General features: G+C 71.7%; 18 protein-coding genes. 8 read left to right on the forward strand and 10 right to left on the reverse strand.

Annotation, left to right across the window (positions count from 1 at the left end):
* Nucleotides 1-89 precede the first annotated feature (89 nt).
* On the reverse strand, nt 90-2,861 hold the full coding sequence (locus IF29_RS0109600; RefSeq protein ID WP_030252334.1) for a molybdopterin-dependent oxidoreductase: 2,772 nt from the start codon (nt 2,859-2,861) through the stop codon (nt 90-92).
* The gene (locus tag IF29_RS0109605; RefSeq protein WP_051725103.1) at nt 2,852-3,730 is read right to left on the reverse strand and encodes an FAD binding domain-containing protein; all 879 of its coding nucleotides are present in this window, start codon (nt 3,728-3,730) and stop codon (nt 2,852-2,854) included. The genes IF29_RS0109600 and IF29_RS0109605 overlap by 10 nt, the downstream gene beginning before the upstream one ends.
* 250 nt (nt 3,731-3,980) lie before the next feature.
* Here IF29_RS0109605 and IF29_RS0109610 point away from each other — a divergent pair, with 250 nt between their 5' ends.
* The 7 genes from IF29_RS0109610 to IF29_RS0109640 all read left to right on the forward strand — a co-directional run bounded on the left by IF29_RS0109610 (nt 3,981) and on the right by IF29_RS0109640 (nt 11,486).
* A complete protein-coding gene (locus IF29_RS0109610; RefSeq protein WP_051725104.1) occupies nt 3,981-5,504 on the forward strand; it encodes a PucR family transcriptional regulator in 1,524 nt (507 codons plus the stop codon).
* Nucleotides 5,497-5,940 (forward strand): PPOX class F420-dependent oxidoreductase, encoded by a 444-nt coding sequence (locus IF29_RS0109615; protein ID WP_051725105.1) that lies wholly within the window; start codon nt 5,497-5,499, stop codon nt 5,938-5,940. The genes IF29_RS0109610 and IF29_RS0109615 overlap by 8 nt, the downstream gene beginning before the upstream one ends.
* Nucleotides 5,941-6,040: 100 nt before the next feature.
* Nucleotides 6,041-7,798 (forward strand): cholesterol oxidase substrate-binding domain-containing protein, encoded by a 1,758-nt coding sequence (locus IF29_RS0109620; protein WP_030252342.1) that lies wholly within the window; start codon nt 6,041-6,043, stop codon nt 7,796-7,798.
* Between the two features lie 50 nt (nt 7,799-7,848).
* Entirely contained in the window at nt 7,849-8,292 is a 444-nt protein-coding gene (locus IF29_RS0109625; RefSeq protein WP_037594777.1) for a nuclear transport factor 2 family protein, read from the forward strand.
* Nucleotides 8,293-8,339: 47 nt separating this feature from the next.
* The gene (gene sthA / locus IF29_RS0109630; protein ID WP_030252346.1) at nt 8,340-9,743 is read left to right on the forward strand and encodes a Si-specific NAD(P)(+) transhydrogenase; all 1,404 of its coding nucleotides are present in this window, start codon (nt 8,340-8,342) and stop codon (nt 9,741-9,743) included.
* Nucleotides 9,744-9,867: 124 nt separating this feature from the next.
* Entirely contained in the window at nt 9,868-10,230 is a 363-nt protein-coding gene (locus IF29_RS0109635; RefSeq protein ID WP_030252348.1) for a YciI family protein, read from the forward strand.
* Nucleotides 10,227-11,486, forward strand: a complete 1,260-nt coding sequence (locus tag IF29_RS0109640) for an RNA polymerase sigma factor (protein ID WP_030252350.1) — start codon at nt 10,227-10,229, stop codon at nt 11,484-11,486. Before IF29_RS0109635 ends, IF29_RS0109640 begins: the two co-directional genes overlap by 4 nt.
* An 84-nt stretch (nt 11,487-11,570) precedes the next feature.
* Here the strand turns inward: IF29_RS0109640 and IF29_RS0109645 are convergent, their stop codons facing one another.
* Together IF29_RS0109645 and IF29_RS0109650 are read right to left on the reverse strand one after the other, a co-directional pair.
* On the reverse strand, nt 11,571-12,392 hold the full coding sequence (locus IF29_RS0109645; protein ID WP_232242084.1) for an SAM-dependent methyltransferase: 822 nt from the start codon (nt 12,390-12,392) through the stop codon (nt 11,571-11,573).
* 111 nt (nt 12,393-12,503) lie between these two features.
* A complete protein-coding gene (locus tag IF29_RS0109650; RefSeq protein ID WP_063757463.1) occupies nt 12,504-13,355 on the reverse strand; it encodes a phosphatase PAP2 family protein in 852 nt (283 codons plus the stop codon).
* A gap of 307 nt (nt 13,356-13,662) precedes the next feature.
* On the opposite strand from IF29_RS0109650, the gene pgm reads away from it, so the two are divergent.
* Nucleotides 13,663-15,321, forward strand: a complete 1,659-nt coding sequence (gene pgm, locus IF29_RS0109655) for a phosphoglucomutase (alpha-D-glucose-1,6-bisphosphate-dependent) (RefSeq protein ID WP_030252356.1) — start codon at nt 13,663-13,665, stop codon at nt 15,319-15,321.
* 33 nt (nt 15,322-15,354) lie between these two features.
* Here pgm and IF29_RS0109660 read toward each other — a convergent pair whose 3' ends face one another.
* The 6 genes from IF29_RS0109660 to IF29_RS0109685 form a co-directional block, all read right to left on the reverse strand.
* Nucleotides 15,355-15,774 (reverse strand): DUF1003 domain-containing protein, encoded by a 420-nt coding sequence (locus IF29_RS0109660; protein WP_232242085.1) that lies wholly within the window; start codon nt 15,772-15,774, stop codon nt 15,355-15,357.
* Nucleotides 15,775-15,812: 38 nt separating this feature from the next.
* Nucleotides 15,813-17,480 carry an MFS transporter gene (locus IF29_RS0109665; RefSeq protein WP_084713846.1) on the reverse strand — a complete coding sequence of 556 codons (1,668 nt, stop codon included), beginning with the start codon at nt 17,478-17,480 and terminating at the stop codon, nt 15,813-15,815.
* A 168-nt stretch (nt 17,481-17,648) separates the two neighbouring features.
* Entirely contained in the window at nt 17,649-21,950 is a 4,302-nt protein-coding gene (locus IF29_RS0109670) for a discoidin domain-containing protein (protein ID WP_030252362.1), read from the reverse strand.
* A 403-nt stretch (nt 21,951-22,353) separates the two neighbouring features.
* On the reverse strand, nt 22,354-23,535 hold the full coding sequence (locus tag IF29_RS0109675) for an FAD-dependent oxidoreductase (protein WP_063757464.1): 1,182 nt from the start codon (nt 23,533-23,535) through the stop codon (nt 22,354-22,356).
* A 121-nt stretch (nt 23,536-23,656) separates the two neighbouring features.
* Nucleotides 23,657-24,364: a peptidyl-tRNA hydrolase gene (locus IF29_RS0109680; protein WP_030252366.1), complete on the reverse strand. Its 708-nt coding sequence runs from the start codon at nt 24,362-24,364 to the stop codon at nt 23,657-23,659.
* A gap of 25 nt (nt 24,365-24,389) precedes the next feature.
* Nucleotides 24,390-25,067 carry a ThuA domain-containing protein gene (locus IF29_RS0109685; RefSeq protein ID WP_030252368.1) on the reverse strand — a complete coding sequence of 226 codons (678 nt, stop codon included), beginning with the start codon at nt 25,065-25,067 and terminating at the stop codon, nt 24,390-24,392.
* Nucleotides 25,068-25,112 lie beyond the last annotated feature (45 nt).

Genomic DNA, 25,112 nt, shown 5'->3' on the forward strand with positions numbered 1-25,112 from the left:
GCACCTCCACCGGCGTGATGCCCCGTCGGGAACGGGCTTACCCGCATCTGCCGGGAAACCGCCCCGACGGCCTCGGATCTGCGGCCCGGTCACCCCTGTACGGTTGGCAGTTGCGGATCGTCCCCGCGGGCTTCCGTGTTGGCCGTGGCACCGGCCTCCGCGGCCTCGGCGAGCTGCTGCCAGATCCGGTCCCGGGTCAGCGGCAGCCGGGTGAAGCGGAGCCCGGTGGCGTCCCGCAGGGCGTTGGCCAGTGCCGGGGCGACCGGATTGAACGGGCTCTCGCTCATCGACTTGGCGCCCAGCGGGCCGATGGCGTCCGAGGTCTCCATGAAGTGCACCTCGGTGCGCGGGACGTCGGCGAAGGCGGGCAGGTGGTAGCGGCGGAAGGCGGCGGTCTCCACCGCGCCGCGCTCGTCGATCCGCACCTCCTCCCAGAGCGTGGCGCCCAGCGCCTGGGCGATGCCGCCCTCGACCTGGCCCCGGCACTGCATCGGGTTCATCACCTTGCCGGCGTCGGCGGCGTGGACGCTGCGCAGGATCCGCAGCTCCCCGGTGTCCGGGTGGACGGCGATCCGGAACCACTGGGCGTTGAAGGCCACCGAGCGCGGACTGCCGCCCCAGTGGCCGGCCGCCGAGGTCTCCCGCCCGGCCGCGACCATGGCGGTGTGCAGGTCCTTGAGGGCGAGCCGGCGGCCGCTGCCGCAGCGGACCGAGTCCGTCTCCAGCCGGCACTCCTCCGGCGGCGTGCCGGTGTGCTCGGCGGCGAAGGCCAGCAGCGCCTCGGCGAGCGCGTTGCCCGCCTGCAGCACGGCCTTTCCGGCCACCACGGTGCCGGTGGAGCCGAAGGCGCCGGTGTCGTGGCGCACCACGTCGGTGTCGGACTGCCGGACGGTGATCCGGTCGGCGGTGGTGCCCAGCGCGCCGGAGGCGATCTGCTTGTGCACGGTGGTGGTGCCGTTGCCGAACTCGGCGGTGCCCACGGCCAGGTCGTAGCGGCCGTCGGAGAGCAGGCTCAGGGTGGCGTCGGCGAAGTGGCCGCCGGGCGGACCGGTGGCGATCATCGCCAGCGCCGATCCCTCGCCCACCAGCCAGCCGTCCGGCAGTTCCGGTTCCGGGTGCGCCGGTTGTTCGGCCGCCGCCGCGCGGACGATGTCCAGGCACTGGTCCAGGCCGTAGGAGGCGATGTGCAGGTCCTCCTCCTCGCCGCCCGCGGTGATCATCGGCTCGCCGGGACCGATGACGTTGCGGGCCCGGAACTCCAGCGGGTCGATGCCCAGCCGTCGGGCCAGCTCGTCCATCACCTGCTCCATGGCGAACACCACCTGCCCCAGCCCGTAGCCGCGGAAGGCCCCGGCCGGAACGGTGTTGGTGTAGACGGCGAAGCCGTCGGCCTTCTTGTTGGGGCAGCGGTAGACCGACAGCGACTCGCCGCAGCCGTGGAACAGCACGGCGGGGCCGTGGTTGCCGTAGGCGCCGGTGTTGGAGACCACCCGCAGCTGAAGGGCGGTCAACTCGCCGTCCGCGGAGGCTCCGGCCTTGACCTTGACGGTGAAGGGGTGCCGGGTGGTCGCCGAGGTGAACTGCTCGGCGCGGGTGTACTCCAGCTTGACCGGCCGTCCGGTCCGCAGCGCGGCCAGCACCACGATGTCCTCGACCAGCATCTCCTGCTTGCCGCCGAAGCCGCCGCCGACCCGTCCCGCCAGCACCCGAAGCCGGTCCTCGGGCAGGTCGAACAGGGTGCACAGGGCGCGCCGGGTCAGGAACGGGGTCTGCGTGCTGGAACGGACCACCAGCCGGCCGTCCTCCTCGAACCAGGCCACCGCGCCGTGCGTCTCCAGGCTGGCGTGCTGCACCCGCTGGGTGCGGAACTCCTCCTCGTACACCACGGCCGCCTGCGCGAACCCGGCCGCGACGTCGCCGACCTCGCCGTGCACCTCGCCGACGGCGTTCACCGTGCTGCCGGAGACCGGGTGGATCACCGGCGCGTCCGGCGCCATCGCGAGCTCGGGGTCCACCACGAAGGGCAGCAGCTCGTACTCGACCTCGATCCGCCGGCAGCCCTCCTCGGCGGCGCCCTCGCTCTCGGCCACGACGGCGGCGACCCGCTGGCCCACGAAGCGGACGGTGTCGTCCAGGACCCGGGTGTCGTAGGGGTCCTCGTCCGGGTGCTCGTGCCTCGCGGTGGAGAACAGCCGGTCCGGGGCGTCCTGGTGGGTGAGCACCGCGACCACGCCGGGGACGCGCAGCGCGGCCGAGGTGTCGATGGAGCGGATCCTGGCGTGCGGATGCGGTGACCGCAGCAGCTTGAGGTGCAGCAGGCCCTCCACCGTCAGGTCGAAGGTGTAGCGGGCGGTGCCGGTGACCACCTGCGGTCCGGCCGGCGCGGCCAGCCCGCGGCCGACAGCCCGGCCGGCCTCCGGCTCCTCGGTGTTGCAACGGCCGCGGACGGCGTCCTCGATGGCCCGGTAGCCGGTGCAGCGGCACAGGTTGCCCTTGAAGGCCCGCGGCAGGTCGGCGCTCAGCTCGTGGTCCAGTGCGGCGGTGGTCATCAGGTAGCCGGCCGTGCAGAAGCCGCACTGGAACCCCTGGGCGTCCAGGAACCGCTGCTGCACCGGATGCAGCTCGCCGCCCGGCCTGGCCAGCCCCTCGACGGTGGTGACGGACCGGCCCTCGGCCCGGAAGGCCGGGTAGAGGCAGCTGTGCACCGGCTCGCCGTCGACGTGCACGGTGCAGGCGCCGCAGTCGCCGGCGTCGCAGCCCTTCTTCACCCCGAACCAGCCGCGCTCGCGCAGATGGGTGCGCAGGCACTGGCCCGGACGCACCGGCAGCTCGGACTCCTCGCCGTTGACCGTCAGCCGCATGCCTCGCCCCTCTCCTCCGCCGCGTCGCGCAGCTCGCCCGGTTCCCGCAGTTCGCCCGGTTCCCGCAGCTCCCAGCGGATCTCCTCGGCCAGTCGCAGCGTCATGTGGCGCCGCCACTCCGGGAGCCCGTGGATGTCGTCGAACCACTCCCCGCGCGGCACGGCCGCCTCCACGGCGGCGCGCAGCTGCGCCGCACCGGGGTGCAGCGGGAACCACAGCCGGACCGGACGCACCGTCGACGCGGTGATCGTCAGCGTCAGCGAGCCGTCGGCCGGGTCGGTGCGGCCGATCAGCAGGGCGGCCGAGCGGCCGTGCTCGTGCAGCGAGGCCCGGCGGAAGGCGGTGCGCTGCCGCAGCGCGGCGTCCGGCAGGGTGACGGCGCGGAGCAGCTCGCCCTCGCCGAGGACGTTGCGGTTGTCGCCGGTGACGAACTCGGTGACCCTCACCCGGCGCTCGGAGCCGTCCATGGCCCGCAGCGTGCAGACCCCGTCCAGGGCGGCGGTCAGCGAGATCATCGGGCCGGCCGGGAGGGCGTTGGCCAGGTTGCCGCCGACCGTGGCCATGTTCCAGATCTTGAACGAGGCCAGGAAGGACCGGCAGCACTGCTCGACCAGCCGCTGGTTGTGCGCCCAGCGGTCCGGGAGCACCAGTCGCGACAGTTGTGCGACCGTACAGGTCGCGGCGATCTCCAGGCCCTCCGGGCGCTCGGTCAGCGGCGGCCAGCCGGCCGTGGAGAGGTCCCGCAGCCGGCGCAGCCAGGGCTGGGGTTCGGAGAACAGGTAGGTGCCCCCGCCCAGCCAGGCGTCACCGGGCCGCCAGGGCTCGGCCCAGTGCACCGGCCCGGACTCGGTCACGGTGTGCAGATCCATCCGGCGCTCGGTCCTCTCCCGTCTCCCGGTCCCGGCTTCCCGGTCCCGACCCAGCCGATTGAACCAGCGGCTTGTTACAACCGACGACTGTCGGAGCGCACCAGCGCCGACCAGCGTTACTGGTGGATCGACCAAGAGGGATTCTCACCGATCCGGCTCGCATCTACGATGCTGGGGCGCGCCCTGCCCTCGCTTCTGCGGATGGACACCCCGGTCCAGGCAGCCGGTGCGCGGCACCGAGGAGCGACGCGTGATCGTGGGAGACCTGCTGCGGCTGGAGGACCTGGACCTGGGCCTGGCCTGGGGCACCGACGAACTGCTGGAACGCAGGGTCACCGGGGTGACCTCGACCGACCTCCAGGACCCGGCCCGCTACCTGCGGCCGGGCGAGCTGGTGCTCACCGGCCTGGTCTGGTGGCGGCCGGACGCGCGGCCCGGGGCCGAGCTGCGGTTCACCACGGCGCTGCGCAGCGCCGGCGTCGCCGCGCTGCTGGCGGGGGAGGGCATCCACGGCGAGGTCCCGCCGGCGCTGGTGGACGCCTGCCGTACCCACGGCATACCGCTGCTGGCAGTGCCCTCCGGGACCAGCTTCCGGGCCGTGACCGACCGGGTCTACCTGCGGCTGTGGGGCGGCCTTCAGGCCGAGGCCGAGCAGCCCGGCGCGCTGCCGGGGGACGTCCGGCGGGAGCTGGCCGCGCTGCTGGAGACCGGCGCGCCGCTCGCCGAGGTGCTGGCCCGGGCCGTCGCCCTGGTGGGACTGCCGCCCTGCGCCGTGGTCAGCGGCAGCGGACGAGTGGTCGCGGCGGTGGCCGGAGCCGACCTGGGAGCGGCGTCGGTGCCGATCGGGGCCGAGGGCGCCTCGCCGTTCGACGGCTGGCAGCTGACCGGGGGCAGCGGCCCGATGCTGCGCGACCTGGCCGAGCTGCTCGCCCCGCTCGCGGCCTCGGCCCGCGCCGAAGCCGCCGCCCGCCGCACGGCTGCCGCCCGCCTGTTCGACACGCTGGGCGGTGACGGCGGCGGTGGTACCGGCAGCAGTGGTGGCGGCGCGGCCCGCCCCGCGGAGGCGCTGGCCGCCTGCGGCCTGCCCGCCGGCGCCCCGCTGACCCTGGTCACCGCCCGCATCGACCACGCGCCCACGGTCTGGGCCGTGGACGCCCTCGCCGAGGCGCTCCTCTGGCTCGGGGTGCCGTTCACCGCCGGCACCGACGACAGCGGTGACGCCACCGCGCTGACGACCGGGCCGCTGGCCGGCCTGCCCGAGCAACTGGCCCGACTGCAGAGCAGGCTGCCGGACCGTCAGACCCTGCGGATGGCGCTCTGCGCCGCCCCGGAGCCGGGCGGCGCGGGTGCCCCGGCCGTTTCGTGGGAGGCCGGCCTGCGGACCGCCCGGGTCCGCGCACGCCATGCGCTGGCCGGCGCGGCGCCCTTCGCCGACGCGGACGCCCTCGACTCGCTCCCGGGCCTGCTCGCCGGGCTGCCGCCGGAGGTGACCGCGGCCTTCCACGACCGGCTGCTGGCGCCCCTCCTCGACCAGGACGCCCGCACCACCGTCTCGCTGCTGGACACCCTGGCCGTCTTCCTGGAGCACGACGCCTCCTGGGCCCGCACCGCCCGCAGGCTCCACATCCACGTCAACACCGTCCACTACCGGGTCCGCCGCATCGAGCAGCTCACCGGCCGCGACCTCTCCGATTTCGCCGACCAGACCGACCTCCGAGCCGCGCTCCTCTGCGCCCCGCAGCCGGTCGGCGGCCTAGGCTGGCGGCATGACTGATTCCGTTCTCCTCGACCGGCTCGGATCCGGCAAGTACCTGCTGGTCACCACCTACCGCAAGGACGGCAGGACCGTGCCCACCCCGGTGTGGGTGGTGCGTGACGGCGACACGCTGGGGGTGTGGACCGTCGCCGACTCCGGCAAGGTGAAGCGGATCCGCAACCGCGGCGAGGTGCTGGTGGCCCCCTGCGACGTGCGCGGCAACCGGACCGGGGAGGACGTCGCGGCCAAGGCCGAGGTCGGCCCCGCGGAGCTCGCCGGGCACTACCGCGAGCTGCTGAAGCGCAAGTACGGCCTGGTGGGCCGGATGACCCTGCTCGGCAGCAGGCTCCGCCGCGGAGCGGAGGGGACGGTGGCGATCCGCATCACCCTGGACGACGGCGACAGCGGGGGCGACAGCGCCGGCGTCGGCGAGGGCGCGGCGGAGCAGGGGTAGGGGGCTCCACCTATGCCTTGACTTCTCATGGTCAAGGTTCCACGTTGTCAGCTGACGCATCGTCAGGAACGGTGCGCGACTGACCCGGAGGGCCCCAGCCATGGACCTGAGCAGCAGAGACGCCACCGGTCCGAGCCGCAGGGCGCTGCTCGGCGGGGCGGCGGCCGCACTGGCCGCGACCGCGGTGCAGTGGACCCCGCTCGGACGCATCCCGGCCGCCAGCGCGGCCAGCACACTGGCGACGCCGCCGTCGTTCCCCGCCGGCATCAGCCTCTACCAGCAGACCTTCCAGAACTGGTCCGAGGAGGTCACCGTCGACGGGCTGTGGACCTGCGCCCCGGCCACCCCCGCCGACGTGGTGACCCTCGCCAACTGGGCCCATGCGCAGGGCTGGCGGCTGCGCCCGCTGGGCGCCGCCTACAGCTGGTCGCCGGTGGTGGTCGACCCGGCCACCCCGGCCGCCAACACCCTGCTGGTGGACTGCACCCAGCACCTCACCGCGGTCACCGTCCACCCGGCGAGCGGCTCCACCCCGGCCAGCGTGACCGCGCAGCCCGGCGTCACCATGGACACCTTCCTGGGCACCCTGAAGACGGCCGGCTACGGCCTCACCGGCTTCCCGGTCCTCGGCGCCGCCACCCTCGGCGGGGTCCTCGCGACCGGGGGCCGCGGCACCGGCGTCCCGGCCACCGGGGAGACCAAGCTCGCCGGGCACACCTACGGTTCGGTCGGCAACCTGGTCGTCAGCCTCACCGCGGTGGTCTGGGACGCCGGCTCCTCCGCCTATGTGCTGCGGACCTTCCAGCGCACCGACCCGCAGATCCAGGCCCTGATCACGCACGTCGGACGGGCCTTCGTCACCGAGGTCACCCTGCGCGTCGGCGCCGACCAGCGGCTGCGCTGCCAGAGCTGGTTCAACGTCACCGCCGCCAACCTGTTCGCCCCGCCGGCGAGCGCCGGATCGCAGTCGCTGGCGAGCTATGTCAACGGCTCGGGCCGGGTGGTGTGCATCTGGTTCCCCAACACCACCTCGCCCTGGCTGCGGGTGATCACCCCGACCCCCAGCCAGCCGTGGACCAGCCGCGCCGTCAGCAGCCCCTACAACTTCCCCTTCAACGACATCGTCCCCAAGAGCATCTCGGACCTGCTGGCCGAGATCATCGGCGGCGACGCCGCGGCCACCCCCAGCTTCACCGCCGCGCAGATGGCCGGCGTCAGCGCCGGGCTGATCTCCACCGCCAGCTGGGACATCTGGGGCTGGTCCAGCGACGTGCTGCTCTACGTCCGCCCGACCACCCTGCGGATCACCTCGACCTGCTGGAACGTGGTCACCAGCCGGGCCAATGTGCAGCGCGCGGTCAGCGAGTTCTACGCCGCCTACTCGGCCAAGCTGGCCGCCTACGCGGCCCAGGGCCTGTACCCGATGAACGGGCCGCTGGAGATCCGGGTCACCGGTGTGGACGACCCGGCCGACTGCCAGGTCACCGGCGCGCTGGGGGCCCAGCTCTCCACCCTCCGCCCGCGCCCGGACCACCCGGAGTGGGACACCGCCGTCTGGTTCGACATGACGACCATCCCGGTCACCCCCTACGACCACCAGTTCACCGGCGAGATGGAGGCATTCGTCCGCAGCAACATGGGTGCCTACGGGCAGGTCCACGCCGAGTGGTCCAAGGAGTGGGCCAACACCCCCTCAGGCGCCTGGACCGACGCCGCGGTGATCAGCGGCCCCATCCCCGACTCCTACACGGCCGGCCAGGCCGCCGGCGACGGCTGGGCCGCAGCGGTGGCGACGCTGAAGACGCTCGACCCGTCCGGAGTGTTCAGCAGCGCCTTCCTGGACCGCGTCCTGCAGTGACCCCCTCCTTCCCCTTCTCTTCTTCGGCCGCCGTCCGCACACTGGCGCCCATGCTGACGCTTCAGGAGATCTCCGACCGGTTGGAGATCCAGGATCTGATGGTCCGTTACGCCCATGCGGTGGACACCCGCGAATGGACCCTGTTCAAGGAGCTGTTCACCGAGGACGCCGTCATCGACTACACCGCGTTCGGCGGCCCGCGCGGGACCGTGGACGAGGTCACCTCGTTCCTGGCGCTCACCCTGCCGCTGTTCTCGGCCACCCAGCACCTGGTCGCCAACTGCGCGGTCACCCTGGACGGTGACCGCGCCACGGCCCGCACCATGTGCCACAACCCGATGGCCGTCACCGACTCGGAATCCGTGCTGGTCTGCGGGCTCTGGTACGTGGACACCCTGGTGCGCACCCCGGACGGGTGGCGGCTGCGGGAACGCTCCGAGGACAAGGCCTACTCGGCCGTGCTGAATCCACAGCCGCCCGACGAGCACTCGTAACGGTCCGTTCTTCCGCTGGGGCGTGATCCGCTGTCAGACTCGTCACCGTGCCCGAATTCGACATGCTCGTCATCGGTTCCGGACCCGGCGGCCAGAAGGCCGCCATCGCCGCCGCCAAGCTCGGCCGCAGGGTCGCCGTCGTCGATCGCCCCGACCGGGTCGGCGGGGTGTCCATCCACACCGGCACCATCCCGTCCAAGACGCTGCGCGAGGCGGTGCTCTACCTCACCGGGCTGACCCAGCGCGACCTGTACGGGCAGAGCTACCGGCTCAAGGACGAGATCACCGTCGCCGACCTTACCGCCAGGACCCAGCACGTGGTCGGCCGGGAAGTGGATGTGATCCGCAGTCAGCTCTCCCGCAACCAGATCTCGCTGATCGCCGGGACCGGCCGCTTCGCCGACCAGCACTCCGTCCTGGTGACCGATATCGCCGGCCAGGAGCGGCTGCTGACGGCGGAGAACATCGTCATCGCCACCGGCACCCGGCCAGCCCGTCCCGACCTGGTGGAGTTCGACGAGCAGACCATCCTGGATTCCGACAACGTCATCAACCTGGAGCGGGTGCCGCGCTCCATGGTGATCGTCGGCGCCGGGGTGATCGGGCTGGAGTACGCCTCCATGTTCGCCGCGCTGGGCAGCAAGGTGACCGTGGTCGAGCAGCGGGCCAGGATGCTGGAGTTCTGCGACGAGGAGGTGGTGGAGGCGCTCCGCTACCACCTGCGGGACCTGGCGGTGACCTTCCGTTTCGGCGAGAAGGTCGCGGCGGTGGAGCGGCATCCGCGCGGGGCCCTGACGGTGCTGGAGAGCGGCAAGAAGATCCCCGCCGACGCGGTGATGTACTCGGCCGGCCGGCAGGGGCTGACCGACGGCCTCGACCTGGAGAAGGCGGGGCTGTCGGCGGACGCCCGCGGCCGGATAGCCGTGGACGAGCACTTCCGCACCTCCGTCCCGCACATCTACGCGGTCGGCGACGTCATCGGCTTCCCGGCACTGGCCGCGACCTCGATGGAGCAGGGTCGCACGGCGGCGTACCACGCCTGCGGCGAGCCGGTGAACCCGATGCCCGAGCTGCAGCCGATCGGGATCTACACCATCCCGGAGATCAGCTACGTCGGCCGCACCGAGGACCAGCTCACCGAGGACTGCGTCCCCTTCGAGGTCGGCGTGGCCCGCTACCGCGAGCTGGCCCGCGGCCAGATCATCGGCGACGCCCACGGCATGCTCAAGCTGCTGGTCTCCCCGGAGGACCGCAAGCTGCTCGGCGTGCACTGCTTCGGCACCGGGGCGACCGAGCTGATCCACATCGGCCAGGCCGTGATGGGCTGCGGCGGTACCGTGGACTACCTGGTGGACGCGGTCTTCAACTATCCGACCCTGGCCGAGTCCTACAAGGTCGCGGCGCTGGACGCGACCAACAAGATCCGCCAGATCGACCGGATGCGGGACTGACGGCGGGCCGGCGAAAAGATTTCCAAGAACCTCCGCCCTTGGTGTCGAGCGGCGGCCTGCGGCGTCGACCTCGCTGTGAAAGGCTCCCCAGCAGGGGTGCCGACACCGCGAGGAGTGAGTCCCCATGAAGTTCATGCTGATGATCTACGGCAACCAGGAGACCTGGAGCGCCTACCCCGCCGAGGAGTGGCCCAAGGCCATCGCCGCGGTCGACGCCTTCAACAGGAAGTTCTTCGAGACCGGCGAACTGCTCGGCGCCTACGGCCTCGCCGACGCCGTCCAGGCCAAGACCGTCCGGGTGCGGGCCGGGGCGCCGGCCGTCACCGACGGGCCCTACCTGGAGACCAAGGAGTACCTGGCCAGCTACTACCTGCTGGACTGCGTGGACGAGGCCAGGGCGCTGGAGATCGCCGCCGAGATGCCCTACGCCGCCGAGAACGCGGTCGAGCTGTGGCCGGTCATGAACGAGGCGGCCCCCCAGCTGTGACCACGGAACGGACCGGCGACCGGCGCGTCGAGGACCTGCTGCAGCGGCTGGCGCCGCGGGTCCTCGGCGCGCTGGTGCGCCGCTACGGCCAGTTCGACGCCTGCGAGGACGCCGTGGCGGAGGCGCTGCTCGCAGGCGTGTTGCGGTGGCCGGAGGAGGGTGTGCCGGACAACCCGCAGGGCTGGCTGTTCACCGTGGCCTCACGCCGGCTGATCGACCAGATCCGCAGCGAGAGCGCTCGTCGGGAGCGCGAGCGGAGGCTGATGGCGGCCACCCCGGCAGCCGAGATGCTTGCTCCAGGGCCGGAGGAGCAGGCCGACAGCGGGACCGACGACACCCTCGCCCTGCTCTTCCTCTGCTGCCACCCGGTGCTCACCGCGCCCTCGCAGATCGCGCTGACCCTGCGCGCCGTCGGCGGGCTCACCACCGCCGAGATCGCCCGCGCCTTCCTGGTCCCCGAGGCGACCATGGCCCAGCGGATCAGCCGCGCCAAGCAGCGGATCCGCGACGCCGGCGCGACCTTCGCCATGCCCGAACCCGAGGACCGCCCGGAACGGCTGAAGGCCGTGCTGCACGTGCTCTACCTGATATTCAACGAGGGGTACGGCACCTCCGCCGGCAGCAGCCTGCAGCGCCTCGACCTGACCGCCGAGGCGATCCGGCTGACCAGGCAGCTGCGCACCGTCGCCCCGCTGGACGGCGAGGTCCAGGGCCTGCTGGCACTGATGCTGCTCACCGACGCCCGCCGGGCGACCCGCACCGACGCCCAGGGGAACCTGGTGCCGCTGGCGGAGCAGGACCGCAGCCGCTGGGACGCCGCGCTGGTCTCCGAGGGCGTCGACCTGATCACCCGGGCGCTGACCAGCACCCGGCTCGGCCCGTACCAGGTGCAGGCGGCCATCGCCGCCGTGCACGACGAGGCGGAGTCCGCGGAGAAGACCGACTGGCCGCAGATCCTGGCCCTGTACGAGACGCTGGAGCGGCTCACCCCCAACCCGGTGGTCACCCTCAACCGGGCGGTGGCCCTGGCCGAGGTCAGCGGTCCGCAGGCCGGGCTCGACCTGCTGGCGGCGCTGGAGCGGGAGAGCGCGGCGCTGGCCGACAACCACATGCTGCACGCCGTGCGCGGCCATCTGCTGGAGGCGGTGGGGGAGCGCGACGCGGCCAGGGAGGCGTACCGCACGGCGGCGCGGCGCACCCGCAGCCTGCCGGAGCAGCGCTACCTGGACGCCCGCGCCCGCAGACTGCAGCCCTGAGGGGTCTTCGGCTGCGGACCGTAGCTGGTTTCACGCGCACGCTGTTGCATCAGCAGAGCCCCGCGCCCCTGGGGTGCTGCCCCGTTACCGCTTGATCCCCATCCCGGCCCACACCGACCGCGGAGTGGGGTCCGCCCCCGCCGCGGGGCGCCAGTGCGGGGCCGAGACCAGGCCGGGCTCCAGGAGCTCGACGCCGTCGAGGAAGCGGGCGACCTGCTCCCGGGTCCGGTAGGTGATCTTCTGCGGCATCAGCGCCCGCATCACCGCGGCGGTGCTGGCCATCACCTCGGTGTGGATGTCGGCGGCCGGCTGGGACACCGTCAGATAGCTGCCCGGGGCCACCGCGTCCAGCACCGTCGCGACCAGGCCGGCCGGATCGTCCTCGTCCGGGATGCAGTGCAGCAGGCCGACCATCATCACCGCCACCGGCCGGTCGAAGTCCAGCACCCGGGCCGCCTCGGCCAGCACCGTCGCGGTGTCCCTGGCGTCGGCGTGGATGTAGCAGGTCGCGCCGTCCGGGTGGCTGGTCAGCAGGGCCCGGGCATGGGCCAGCACGATCGGGTCGTTGTCGACGTAGGCGATCCGCGACTCCGGGGCGATCAGCTGGGCCACCTCGTGGGTGCTGTCGACGGAGGGGAGCCCGGTACCGATGTCCAGGAACTGCCGGACCCCGGCCTCCGCGGAGAGGTACCGCACCGCCCGGCCGAGGAAGGCGCGGTTGGCCCGGACGTTCTCGGTCACGGCGTTGCCGGTGGCCAGGACCTGGTCGCCGACCTCCCGGTCGGCGGCGAAGTTGTCCTTGCCGCCGAGCCAGTAGTCGTAGACCCGGGCGATGTGCGGAACCCCGGTGTCCAGCACGGTGCGCTCCGGCACCTCGGCCATCGGACTGTTCCAAGCCTCCGCCATGCCCCTGCCCCCGCCTCTGCCGCCCCGTGCGCCGCCCCTGCCCCCGGGGCCGTGCGCCAGAAGCATCGTAGTCGTACGGATGTCCGGGCGGCAGGAGTGCGCGAAGATCCTTCAGCTGCGGCGGCCGGCCGCCTCCACGCTCTCCGTGTCCTCCACCGAGGTCCGCTGGGACGGCAGATGGGCCGCCGCCACCTTGCCTGCGCCGCCCCCGCGGCGGCGCAGGCGGCCGGTCAGCCGCAGCAGCGGACCGGTGGCCCAGAGACCCAGCAGTGTCACCGCGACGCCCGCGACGGCGTCCAGCAGGTAGTGGTTGGCGGTGCCCATGACCACCATGGCTATCACCGCCGGGTAGGCCAGGCCCAGCACCCGCACCACCCGGGACCTGCTGTAGCGGAACAGCAGCAGCCCGCACCAGAGCGCCCAGCCGACGTGCAGGCTCGGCATCGCCGCGAACTCGTTGGTGACGTTGCCGAACCCCTTGGGCGTCCCGCCGCCCCCGCCCCACCAGCCGATCGAGGCATGCTCGGCCAGGGTGTCCACGAAGTCGTAGGAACCGCCCAGCATCCGCGGCGGCGCCGTCGGGAAGGTGATGAAGCCGACCAGGCCGAGCATGGTGGTGAGCCCCAGCCAGGTGCGGGCCTGCCGGTAGGCCTCGCGGTGGGACTTCCACAGCCAGAACAGCACCACCACGGTGAGGATGTAGTGCAGCGTGGCGTACATGTAGTCGGCGGGTATGCCGAGCCAGGCGTGGTCGTAGAAGGCGTGGTTCAGCCAGTGCTCCGGGCTGAGGCCCAGGTGCCGCTCGACCGAGAGGATGTCCCGGCCGTGCTGTTCGGCCACGTCCTGCTTGCCGTGCACCAGCAGCCGGCTGCCGTCGTAGACGGCGTAGACGACCAGGAGGATCTCCCACTGCCAGGTCGAGCGCCAGCGCCATCTGAGGCGCCGGGTCTTCGGGGTTCGCACGTCTTCGGACGCACTCTCCCGCGAGTTCACGGGAGCTTCATCGGAGCCGGGCGGAACCGGCAGGTCGGTAGACACCCGGGTATCCTCTCGTCTCCCTGTGCGAATCGCTGCATCCGGGTCGGTACCAGTGGAAGTACGCAGGTCAGTGCCGGGTCGGCGGGGTGTCGTCGGCGATCGGAGCGCGCTGCGGGGATCGAACGCACGACCAGCGGGCATGATGTCCGGGCAGCACCTCCCGTCGCTCCCATCGATCATGATGGAGCGGTACACGACGCGCGACCGACAGCACGGACACGAAGGAGCAGCGATGGTGCACGATCGAGCCGGTCAGCCGGCCCAGCCCGGGGACCTGGTGGATGTCGCCCGGCTGGTGACCGCCTACTACTCGCTCACCCCGGACCTCGCCGACCCGGCCCAGCGGGTCGCCTTCGGCACCTCGGGCCACCGCGGCTCCTCCTTCGCCACCGCCTTCAACGAGGCCCACATCGCCGCCACCAGCCAGGCGGTCTGCGACTACCGGGCCCGGCAGGGCACCACCGGGCCGCTGTACCTGGGCATCGACACCCACGCCCTGTCCGAGCCGGCCCGGGCCACCGCCCTGGAGGTGCTGGCGGCCAACGGCGTCACCGTCCTGCTCGACAGCGAGGACGGCTACACGCCCACCCCGGCCGTCTCCCACGCCATCGTCTCGTACAACCGCGGCCGCACCGTCGTGAACAGCGCGGCGGCCCTGGCCGACGGCATCGTGGTCACCCCCTCGCACAACCCGCCCGGCGACGGCGGCTTCAAGTACAACCCCCCGCACGGCGGCCCGGCCGACTCGGCCGCGACCTCCTGGATCCAGGACCGCGCCAACGAGCTGATCGAGAAGGGCATGTCGGAGGTCCGCCGGATCCCCTACACCCGGGCCCTGGCCGCCGACACCACCGGCCGCTTCGACTTCCTCGGCTCCTACGTGGCCGACCTGCCCTCGGTGCTGGACCTGGACGCGGTCCGCGAGGCCGGCATCCGCATCGGCGCCGACCCGCTGGGCGGGGCCTCGGTGGCCTACTGGGGCCGGATCGCCGAGCAGCACCGGCTCGACCTGACCGTGGTCAACCCGGAGACCGACCCGACCTGGCGGTTCATGACCCTGGACTGGGACGGCAGGATCCGGATGGACTGCTCCTCCCCGTACGCCATGGCCTCGCTGATCTCCAAGCGGGACGAGTACCGCATCGCCACCGGCAACGACGCCGACGCCGACCGCCACGGCATCGTCACCCCCGACGCCGGGCTGATGAACCCCAACCACTACCTGGCCGTCGCCATCTCCTACCTCTACCGGCACCGCGAGGGCTGGCCGCAGGGCGCCGGGATCGGCAAGACCCTGGTCTCCTCCTCGATGATCGACCGGGTGGCCGCGGACCTGGGCCGCCGGCTGGACGAGGTCCCGGTCGGCTTCAAGTGGTTCGTCCCCGGGCTGACCGACGGCAGCGTCGCCTTCGGCGGCGAGGAGTCGGCGGGCGCGTCCTTCCTGCGCCGCGACGGCTCCACCTGGACCACCGACAAGGACGGCATCCTGCTGGCGCTGCTGGCCTCCGAGATCACCGCGGTCACCGGCAGCACCCCCTCCGAGCACTACGCGGCCCTCACCGACCGCTTCGGCGCCCCCGCCTACGCCCGGGTGGACGCCCCGGCGACCCGCGAGCAGAAGGCCGCCCTGGCGGCCCTGTCGGCGGACCAGGTCACCGCCGGGGAGCTGGCCGGCGAGCCGATCACCGCGGTGCTCACCCGCGCGCCGGGCAACGACGCCGCCATCGGCGGCCTCAAGGTCTGCACCGACTCCGCCTGGTTCGCGGCCCGCCCCTCCGGCACCGAGGACGTCTACAAGATCTACGCCGAGAGCTTCCAGGGCGCCGACCACCTGGCCCGGGTCCAGCAGGAGGCCCGCGACCTGGTCGGGTCGGTCCTCGGCCAGGACTGACCCCGGGGCCGACCGGTACGCCGGGGCAGCGGGTCAGCCGCCGTCCTGCTGCTGGGCCATCAGGCGGCGGTGCAGCTCGGTGGTCATGGCGTGGATGGCGCGGGTGAGCTCGGTGTTGGTCTTGAGCTCCAGCTCCTGCTCGACGAAGTCGTGGTCGGCCTTGGCCTGCTGGAAGGCGGCCTGCCGGTTCTGACCGATCATCACGAAGGTGGACAGGAAGATCGCCTCCAGCGAGACCACCAGGGTCAGCGTCGGCCAGGGGCTGCGCTCCACCCACAGCATCCACACCGTGAACAGCACCGCGTGCAGATAGACGAAGAGCATCGAGCCGGCGAACTTGGTGATCGCATCGGCGATCCGTACCTGCAGGTCGGAGGCGCGCCGGGCCTCGTGGGCCAGCACCACGGGATGGTGCTTGGCCTTGGGATCCAGCGGGAGGTCGGGCTTGAACACGACGGAGGGCCTTCCTGCTGACGCGGGCGGTCAGGCCGTCAGGCCTGGTGCGCAGCATCATCCCGGACCGGGGCGGGCTTCGGCGAGCGGTCCGTGCCGCGACCGCCGTCCCGGTGGGTGTCCCGGCCGCGCAGCAGCGAGGCGGTGGCGGCGACCACGGCCATGGCCGCGGCGGCGATGAAGACCACCGCCAGCCCGTGGTGCAGCGGCCCCGAGATGAGGTGCGGGAAGAACTGGGTGCCGGTCAGGGTGTCGGCGTTGTGCCGGGGGAGGGTCTTCAGCACGCCCGAGGGCGCCAGCAGGTGGCCGACCGGGTTCTGCCCCAGGAAGGCGGCGAACAGGGTGGAGACCGGTGGCAGCGAGGCGACCTGGCCGGCCACCGGGCCGGGCACGCCCTGTGCCTGCAGGCCCGAACTGAGCGTCTGCGGCAGGGATCCGGCCAGTCCGGTGACCATCAGCGAGAAGAAGATGCCGATGGACAGCGACATCCCGGAGTTCTGGAAGGTGGCCCGCATCCCCGAGGCCGCGCCGCGCCGCTCCGGCGGCACGCTGCCCATGATGGCGGAGGTGTTGGGCGCGGAGAACATGCCCTGGCCGATGCCGTTGGCGAAGACGATGACGGCGAAGACCGGGTAGGAGAAGTCGACCGGCAGGAACAGCAGCCCGACGAAGGAGGCGGCCATCAGCAGCAGGCCGCTGCTGGCGAAGGTGCGCGCGCCGAAGCGGTCCGAGAGGTAGCCGCTGACCGGTCCGGCGATCAGGAAGCCGGCGGTGAGCGGGATCAGTGCGATCCCGGCCCACAGCGGGGTGGACTCGTAGGCGTAGCCGTGCAGCGGCAGCCACACCCCCTGCAGCCAGATGATCAGCATGAACTGCAGCCCGCCGCGGGCGATCGCGGTCAGCAGCGAGGCGGCGTTGCCGGCCGCGAAGGCCCTGATCCGGAACAGCCCCAGATGGAACATCGGATCGGCGACCCGGTTCTCCACCAGCCCGAACACCGCCAGCAGCAGCACCCCGCCGCCCAGCATGGCCAGCACCATCGGGTTGGTCCAGCCGGTCGGGTGGCCGCCGTAGGGCTGGATGCCGTAGGTGATCCCGGCCAGCAGGGCCAGCGCGCCGCAGGTGAAGGTGAGGTTCCCGGCCCAGTCGATGCCGGCCGAGCGCTTGGCGCCGATCTCGCGCAGGCTGCGGTAGGACCAGACGGTGCCGACGACGCCGATCGGGACGTTGACCCAGAAGATGGCCCGCCAGTCCACGGTGGCCAGCAGCCCGCCGGCGACCAGGCCGAGGAACTGCCCGGCCAGGCCGGCGATCTGGTTGACGCCCAGCGCCATGCCGCGCTGCTCGGTGGGGAAGGCGTCGGTGAGGATCGCGGCGGAGTTGGCCATCAGCATGGCGCCACCGACGGCCTGCAGGATGCGGAAGCCGATCAGCCAGAGCGCGCCGCCGGCGCCGTGCATCGGGTCCAGCGACAGCGCCAGCGAGGTGGCGCTGAACACCGCGAAGCCCAGGTTGTAGATCCTGACCCGGCCGTAGATGTCCCCGAGCCGGCCGAGGGCCACCACCAGCACCGCGGTGACCAGCAGGTATCCCATGATCAGCCAGAGCAGGTAGCTGATGTTGCCGGGGGCCAGCGGGTCCAGGCCGATGCCCCGGAAGATAGCCGGCATGGCGATGATGACGATCGAGGCGTCCAGGGTGGCCATGAAGACGCCGAGAGTGGTGTTGGACAGCGCGACCCACTTGTAGCGCGGGCTCAGGGGAAGGGTGTCGGATACACGCACCTGATCATCGTATGAACATTAGTTGGCATAAGCAATGGTGCGGGGGCGCCCCCGGCTGGGAGCGCCCCCGCACCTTCGGTCAGGCCGTGCCTACGGGTTCACAGTGATGGTGAACGTGGAGGTGGTGTTCTGGATGTTGACGTAGTTGTTGCTCTCGGTGAGGTGGTTGAACACCGCCGTGCCCACCGCCGGACCCTGCCCCGCCTCGGGCAGCTGGTTGGCCCAGATGCCGTAGCCGGACTTGGCGTTGTAGGCGTCACCGCTCTGCTGCGCCCCGGTGATCGACACGTCGGTGAAGATGGTGTCGGTGACCGGGTACTGCGCGGTGCTGCCCACGTAGTCCGTCTGGAACATGATCCCGGAGTAGGTCGGGTCGGTGATGTCGACGCTGTTCACCCTGATCCCCTGGAACGGCTGGGTCGCCGAGAAGACCCAGATCGCCGGGAACACCTGGCCGTTCCAGAAGTGCCCGCCGTCGCGTACCAGCGAGACGTTCTGGATGGTCGTCGGCTGGGTGCCGAAGCCCTGGAACGGGTAGCCGAAGTTCAGCGAGCTGATGGTGATGCCCGCGTAGGTGAGCGTGTCGGCCACGTACAGGTTCTGCATGATGTTGTTCTCGCCGCCGTAGACGGCGATGCCGGCCGCGCGCCAGGGGGTGAGCGCGGACAGGTTCTGGAAGGTGTTGTTGGTCAGGTCCGAGGAGTTGTGGTCCTGGGCCGCGAACAGCGCGAAGCTGTCGTCGCCGGTGGACCTCGCCTCGTCATTGCTGACCAGGTTGCCCGAGCTGCCGTTGGTGAGGTTGATGCCGTCGGCGAAGGTGTCGCGGATCCGCATGTTGGTGGCGGTCAGGCCGGTGACATGGGTACCCCAGATCGCGACCACCTGGTGCTCGATCCAGATGTTGTCGATGGTGAGGTTGGAGACGTCGGTCAGGTCGAAGACCTTGCCCGGCCCGTCGATGCGGGAGGTGTAGTCGCCGAACCAGCCGAAGCCGCTGAACGAGGACCCGTTGGCGCTGGACTGCACGGACCAGCCGACGTCCGTGTTGTCCTGCGTGGTCGGGGCGTTGAACTGGGTGTACCAGGGACCGGCGCCGACGACCTTGACCGCCTTGCCGCTGACCTGGAACTTGCTGGTGGTCTGGTACTGCCCGGCGGGCAGGTAGACGCCCACCAGCTTGCCGGTGGTGTCGTTGGCGACCTGGGTCAGGGCGTTCTGCACGTCCTGCTGCCCGAAGCCGGCCGGGGTGACGTAGGTGGCCGGGTTGGGGTTGGCCACCGGGGCGACCATCTCGGTGTTGATGTAGTCGATGGCGTACTGGGAGGTGTTGGCGGCGTCCTTCTGCAGCTTGATCACGCTGTCGGCGGGCACCGTCTGGTTGAGCATGATGTGCGCCTCGTCGTAGACGTGACGGGGCGAACCGGCGCTCGGGTCGTTGCCGGGACCGGTCTCGGCTCCGTACAGCCACTCGTACTTGGAGTTGAGGGTGATGGTCTGCAGGAACGTTCCGTTGACGTAGACGTCCAGGGTGGCCGTGGTGCCGCCACCGCCGGGTGCGTCCGGGATGTTGAAGCGGGTGACCAGGGTGTTGGTCGGGTCGGTGGTGTTCCACTGGACGTAGGAGCCGGTGCTGTCCAGGGTCACCGCCTTGCGGCCGGAGGCCTCGCCGGCCAGGTCGCCGATGGTCCGGTTGGGACCGACCACGGCCGCGCCGCCGCCGATCATGCCGTTCTCGGCCTCGTACACGTCGTACGGCATGTTGGCGCCGCGGCCGACGTAGAACGGGGTGTCACTGATGTTGTTGGCCTGCTTGACCGACAGCTCGTTGGCGTCGATGGCGATGACCGTGTGCAGGGTGTACTTGCCGTTCACGGCGGTCCAAGTGCCCATGGAGACCGGGGCGCCGGTCGCCCCCGGGGCCAGGCTGCCGCTGTAGGAGCCGTTCAGCGTCTTGACCACGCTGTTGTTGCTGTCCAGCAGGGTCAGCGTGATGGCGTGCGCACCGGAGGCGCTGGCCACGGTGCCCTGGTTCTTCAGCGTCACCGAGAAGGTGACGGTGTTTCCGGCGGACGGGGTGCCCGGGCTGGAGCTCACCGCCGAGGCGATCAGGTCCGAGGACTGCACCGGGGCCACGACCAGGTTGGTCGGGTTGGTGTAGCTGTTGTTGCCGTCGTTGAGCTCGATGACGGTGTTGGCCTCGTCCACCTTGGCCGTCAGCGGGTAGCTGCCGGCGGTCTGGGTGCCGATGTTCGCCGAGACGGTGCTGGAGGCACCGACGGCCAGCGCGCCCACGGCGGCGGTGCCGACCTTGGTCGTGCCCAGGTAGAAGTTGACGTTGGTCGCGCCGGAAGCGGCCGTACCGGAGTTCTTCACCGTGGCGGACACGGTGACCGGGTCGGTCTCCACCGGGGAGGTCGGCGACCAGGAGGAGGAGCTGACCACCAGGTCCGGGTTGGGTGCCGGGGTCCCGATGACCTGGAACTCGGCGACCTGCCCGCCCGGGGCGCCGCTGTTGCTGGTGATGCTCAGCTCGACGTCCGAGACCCGCGCGCTGACCGGGATGGAGACGCTGTTCCCGGTGCTCGGGTTGAAGGTGTACGTCTGCGCAGCGGCGATGGTGGTGAAGCCGGTCGCGCTCTGCTCGCGCCCGAGGACCGCGATGGTCTGGGTACGGGTGGACCAGGCGGCGTCCGGGTTGAGCTTGACGACCACCGACGTCACGTCGGCGTTGGCGCCCAGGCTCACGGTGAGCTGGCTCGGGTAGGTGGAGCCCTCGAAGTAGGTGGTCAGGTCGTTGTCGTTGGCGTTGGCAGGGGCGTAGGTGAAGGTGTTGGCGGTACCGGTGATCGGCTTGCCGACGGCCAGGTTGCTGCCGGTCCCGCCGCTGCCGGTACGGGTGACGGTGTTGGACGCCGAGGACTGGTTGCCGGCCGCGTCGTGCGCCTTCACGTAGTAGGAGACGGTGGCGGTGTCCGGCTGCGCGTCGGTGTAGGTCAGCGTGGAGCCGCCGACCGTGGTGGCCAGGGCCCCGTTGCGGTAGATGTCGTAGCCGGTGACACCGACGTTGTCGGTGGCGGCGCCCCAGGTCAGCGCGATCTGTCCGCTCTGCGGCTGGGTGTACGCCAGGTTGGTCGGAGCGGTCGGCGCCGTGGTGTCGCCGCTCTGTCCGGTACGGGTGACGGTGTTGCTGTTGCCCGACTGGTTCCCGGCGGCGTCGTGCGCCCGCACGAAGTAGCTGACCGTCGCGCTGGCCGGCTGGGTGTCGGTGTAGCTGAGCACACTGCCCGCGACGCTGGTCAGCAGGCTGTTGTTGGCGTAGATGTCATAGCCGGTGACACCGACGTTGTCGGTGGAGGCGCTCCAGGTCAGCGCGATCTGCCCGGTCTGCGGCTGGGTGTAGGCCAGGTTGGTCGGGGCGCTGGGCGGGGTGGTGTCCCCACTCGTCGGCCCGTACACCTCCAGCTCGGAGATCTGCCCGGCCGGCCAGCCGGTGTTGGCGGTGATGGTGATCCGGATGTACCGGGTGGTCGTCGCCGTGAAGCTGATCGTCGACGTGTTCCCGGTGCTCGGGTTGAAGGTGTAGCCGGCGGAGGGGACCAGGGTGGAGAAGGTCGACCCGTCGCTGCTGCCCTGGACCGTCAGGGTCTGCGTCCTGGTCGCCCAACTGGTGTCGGCCGGAACCTTCAGCACGACCTGGTTGACGCTGACGGAGGCGCCGAGGTCCACCTGCAGCCACTGCGGGAAGGCGTTGTTGGTGCTCTCCCAGTAGGTGGCCTGGTTGCCGTCGTTGGCGTTGCTCGCGGCGTAGGTCTGGCTGACGCCGCTGGAGCTCATGGTCTTGCCCAGCGCCAGGTTGGCCGACGTCCCGTTGGTACCGCTGCCGTAGACCTCCAGCTCGGAGATCTGCCCGGCCGCCCAGCCGGTGTTGGCGGTGATGTTGATCCGCAGGTAACGGGTGCTGGTGGCCCCGAAGTTGATGGTCACCGCATTGGAGCTGGACGGGTCGAAGGTGTACCCGGCCGAGGCCACCACGGTGCTGAAGGTGGAGCCGTCGGTGCTGCCCTGCACGGACAGCGTCTCGGTCCTGGCGCCCCAACTGCTCGGCAGCTTCAGCACCACCTGGTTGACGGAGGTCGCCGAACCGAGGTCGACCTGGGCCCAGGCCGGGAAAGAGCCGGTGCTCTCCCAGTAGCTGTCCTGGTTGCCGTCATTGAGATTGGCGGCCACGTACTGGCCGTTGGCACTGCTGGCGGTGGCGGTCTTCCCGAGGGCCAGATTGCTGCCCGCAGCGGATGCCGGCACCAGGTTCAGCACCGGAACCATGGAGACCAGCAACCCGATCAGGGTCAGGACCACGGTCCTGACCCGCAGGGATCTTCCTCTTCTGCGCATGCTCGTCCTCTGCTTGTGCTGTCGCACACGGGTGGGGATGCGGGAGCAGGAGCCCGGACGGGTCACTCGGAATTTGCAGAGCCTGTCCTGACACCTGAACTAGTAGTGACAAGAATTTGCGGCTATCGGGCAGGAAGTTACAGAGGCGCCATGGCTCCGTCAATGGATCGCACAGGGTTCCGGTGAGTGCATCACGGACATCTGCACTAGGGAAGAGGTGGCGAGTTGACGATTGCTCAGCCTGTTGCGGCATCCATGCGCTGATCAGGCACAGTGCGGTCGGAATTTTGCGATACGGGGTGGCAGGGCCGGACGTGCGAAGGGAGGCGGGCAGCCGTGCCTGGTCGCTCCGGCCCGGGACCGACCCGCCTGCCCCACGAAGGTGACGGACGGTCAGCGGGAGCTACATCTGGTGCTGGTACCGGGGAGCCGTCCGCGGGCCCGACGACAGGGCGAAGCGCGGGTGGGCGACGGACTTGCCCAGTGCCAGGTCGGCCGCCATCCGGCCGAGCAGCGGGGCGAACTTGGCGCCGTGGCCGGAGCAGGCCGAGACGATCACCAGCGAGCCGGCCCGGTCCAGCACGAAGTCCCTGGTCGGGGTGGAGGTGATCAGGCAGGACGATTCCGCCACCGGTTCCGGGTCCAACCCGGGGAGCCGGTGCCGGACGTAGTCGCTCACCGCATGGCGGACCAGCGGCTCGACCACACCGCTGCGCGTCCCCGCGGTGGTGCTCCGCCCGCGACCGGACAGCCCGACCTTGAACGTGCCGCCGCCCCCGCCGTCCGCGCCCGAGGGCAGTCCGTACGCCTGCAGGAGCCCGGCCGCGTGGAGGAAGGCCGGCCATTCCGGGCCGCTGTCCTCCCGCCACCGGTCCTCCCGGCGCCGGAAGTGGAAGACCTCGTGCTGACTCACGGTCAGCGGCGGCAGCCGGAACGGGAGTCCGAACCCGGGGAGCCAGGCGCCCGCCGCGACGACCACCCGCTCGGCGCGCACCACGGCGTGGTCGAGGCCGGGACCGTGCAGCCGTACCTGCCCCGAGGGCAGCCGCTCCAGGCGGCTGACCCTGGTGCCGCTGCGCAGCTCCGCCCCGTGGGCGACGGCCCGCTCCACGCAGGCGGCGACGGTCGCGTCCGCGTCCAGCCGGCCCGCGTCGGGGTGGTACAGGACCGGGCCGCCGTCGTAACGCAGCTGCGGCCAGCGCTCGGCGGCCTCCCGTGCGGACAGCAGCTCGTGCGGCACCCCGGCGGCGGCCAACTGCTCGGCCAGGCGCACCGGGTCGCGCCGGGTGCCGAAGTCCAGCATGCCGACGCGGTGCCGCAGGCGCGTCCCTGCGTCGGACTCCAACTCGTCCCAGCAGTCCGCCGCCTGCCCGGTGAGCTCCACGTACAGCGGGTCGGCGTAGCTGCGCCGGAAGATCCGCGAGCTGCCGTGCGAGCTGCCCTGCCGGTGCCCGGGGTGGAAGGCCTCGACCAGGAGCGTGGCGACACCGCGCCGCGCCAGCTCCCAGGCGGTGGCCGCGCCGGCCAGTCCCGCGCCGATGACCGCGACGTCATAACCGTCGGAGTCCGCGAAGGGGGCCATCATGCCCACCTCCAAACGACTCTGATCGGCTGTCAGTTTCCATTGGACGGCCGTGGTGTTGCCTGGAGGTTTCCTGGCGGAAAGCAGACGGTTGCCGTTCGGGCCGCAGCCGACTCTCCCTCGGTCAACTCCGGTGCAGCGCCGGGTGGTCGGCGACCACCGTGCAGGAGCCCGGAGCGACCTCGGTGAAGCCGGCGTCGCGCACCATCGGCAGCTCCTCGGAGGCGGCCAGCACCGCCCACTGCTCCGGGCTCGCGGTGCGGACGGCGAGCGGGAAGCCGGCGTCGCGCCACGCCACGCGCTGATCGGCCGTCAGCGCCCACCAGGCGAGCTGTGCGCCGTGGCCGGCCTGCGCCATGGACTTGCCGGTGGACATCTCCACCTCCGGGTTGAACCACAGCACCGGGATCCCGGGGTCGGCCGGGCCCGGCGGCTCGGGGTCGTCCAGCTCGGTGCCGGAGACCTGGAGCTTCGCCAACTCCTTCGGCCAGCCGTCCAGCGGGACCGGCACGAACACCCGCACCTCGGCGGACTTGCCGGTGAGCGTGATCCCGTCCAGCTCCTGCGCCCTGCGCCACTCGCCGCCCCTGGCCCGGCGGACCACCTTGCGGATCCTGGCGTCCTCCCAGGCGTGCACGCGCTCGGCCCACTCGCCGTCCGCAGCCGTGGTGCGCTCGTCCGAGAGCAGCGTCAGCACGGCGCGGGCGGCGGTCTCCAGCGCGTCGGTGTGGGAGGGCGGATCGGTGCGCTCGATCCGGACCACCAGAGGCAGGACGAACTGGGGAGCGGAGTCGCGGTCGACGGCACGGTCGGCGAAGGGGCTGCTGGTCACGGACCCAGAATAGGCCGCCGACGGATCAGTCCTTGAGCCGGCAGACCCAGAGCAGCGCTCCCAGCAGATGCGCGCGGAAGGCCGGGTCGGAGTAGGCCTCGTCGAAGTGGCCCAGCGCGGTGTAGAAGCTGCGGCCCTTCCCCTCGGGCTCGCGGCACCAGACCAGCGGATGGTCCGTGCCCATCCGGCCGCCCTGGTACCGGCTCTCGTCGACCGTCGCCAGCACCCGCACACCCTCGGCGGACCGGGGCGGGCTGCGGAAGTCGTACCACTCGTCGGTCCAGTCCCACTGTTCCGGGAGGTGCGCGGTGGCCGGGTGGTTCCGGTCCTCGACGGTGACCGCGGCGGGCTGGGCCGCCGGGTGGCTGTGGAAGCGCGAGCCCAGGAGCTCGCCGTAGAAGGGCCAGTCGTACTCGGTGCCGGCGGCCGAGTGGATGCCCAGGAAGCCGCCGCCGGCCGAGAGGAACCGCTCCAGGGCCTGGCGGCCCTGATCCGTCAGCACCTCTCCGGTGGTCGACAGGAACACCACGGCGGTGGTCCCGTCCAGCCCGGCCTCGGTGAAGGCCCCGGGGTCCTCCGTCGCGGTCAGCTCCAGCCCCTGGCCGGCGGCCAGCTCGCCGAGCGCGGCGATACCGGCCGGGATGGAGTCGTGGCGGAACCCGGCAGTGCGGGTGAACAGCAGGACGCGGGGGAGAGGAGGCATGGCGGGGACGGCTCCAAGGGTTCGGGCGGGCTGCGCGCTGGCTCA

It is taken from the genome of Streptacidiphilus jeojiense, assembly GCF_000719095.1.
GTDB lineage: Bacteria > Actinomycetota > Actinomycetes > Streptomycetales > Streptomycetaceae > Streptacidiphilus > Streptacidiphilus jeojiensis.

Coding starts and splice junctions, on each gene's coding strand:
- IF29_RS0109675 (WP_063757464.1), bottom strand. CDS start 23,535: ATGATGGCCCCCTTCGCGGACTCCGACGGTTATGACGTCGCGGTCATC.
- IF29_RS0109685 (WP_030252368.1), bottom strand. CDS start 25,067: ATGCCTCCTCTCCCCCGCGTCCTGCTGTTCACCCGCACTGCCGGGTTC.
- IF29_RS0109665 (WP_084713846.1), bottom strand. CDS start 17,480: ATGGCCACCCTGGACGCCTCGATCGTCATCATCGCCATGCCGGCTATC.
- IF29_RS0109635 (WP_030252348.1), top strand. CDS start 9,868: ATGAAGTTCATGCTGATGATCTACGGCAACCAGGAGACCTGGAGCGCC.
- IF29_RS0109625 (WP_037594777.1), top strand. CDS start 7,849: ATGCTGACGCTTCAGGAGATCTCCGACCGGTTGGAGATCCAGGATCTG.
- IF29_RS0109620 (WP_030252342.1), top strand. CDS start 6,041: ATGGACCTGAGCAGCAGAGACGCCACCGGTCCGAGCCGCAGGGCGCTG.
- IF29_RS0109645 (WP_232242084.1), bottom strand. CDS start 12,392: ATGGCGGAGGCTTGGAACAGTCCGATGGCCGAGGTGCCGGAGCGCACC.
- IF29_RS0109615 (WP_051725105.1), top strand. CDS start 5,497: ATGACTGATTCCGTTCTCCTCGACCGGCTCGGATCCGGCAAGTACCTG.
- IF29_RS0109600 (WP_030252334.1), bottom strand. CDS start 2,861: ATGCGGCTGACGGTCAACGGCGAGGAGTCCGAGCTGCCGGTGCGTCCG.
- IF29_RS0109670 (WP_030252362.1), bottom strand. CDS start 21,950: ATGCGCAGAAGAGGAAGATCCCTGCGGGTCAGGACCGTGGTCCTGACC.
- IF29_RS0109605 (WP_051725103.1), bottom strand. CDS start 3,730: ATGGATCTGCACACCGTGACCGAGTCCGGGCCGGTGCACTGGGCCGAG.
- pgm (WP_030252356.1), top strand. CDS start 13,663: ATGGTGCACGATCGAGCCGGTCAGCCGGCCCAGCCCGGGGACCTGGTG.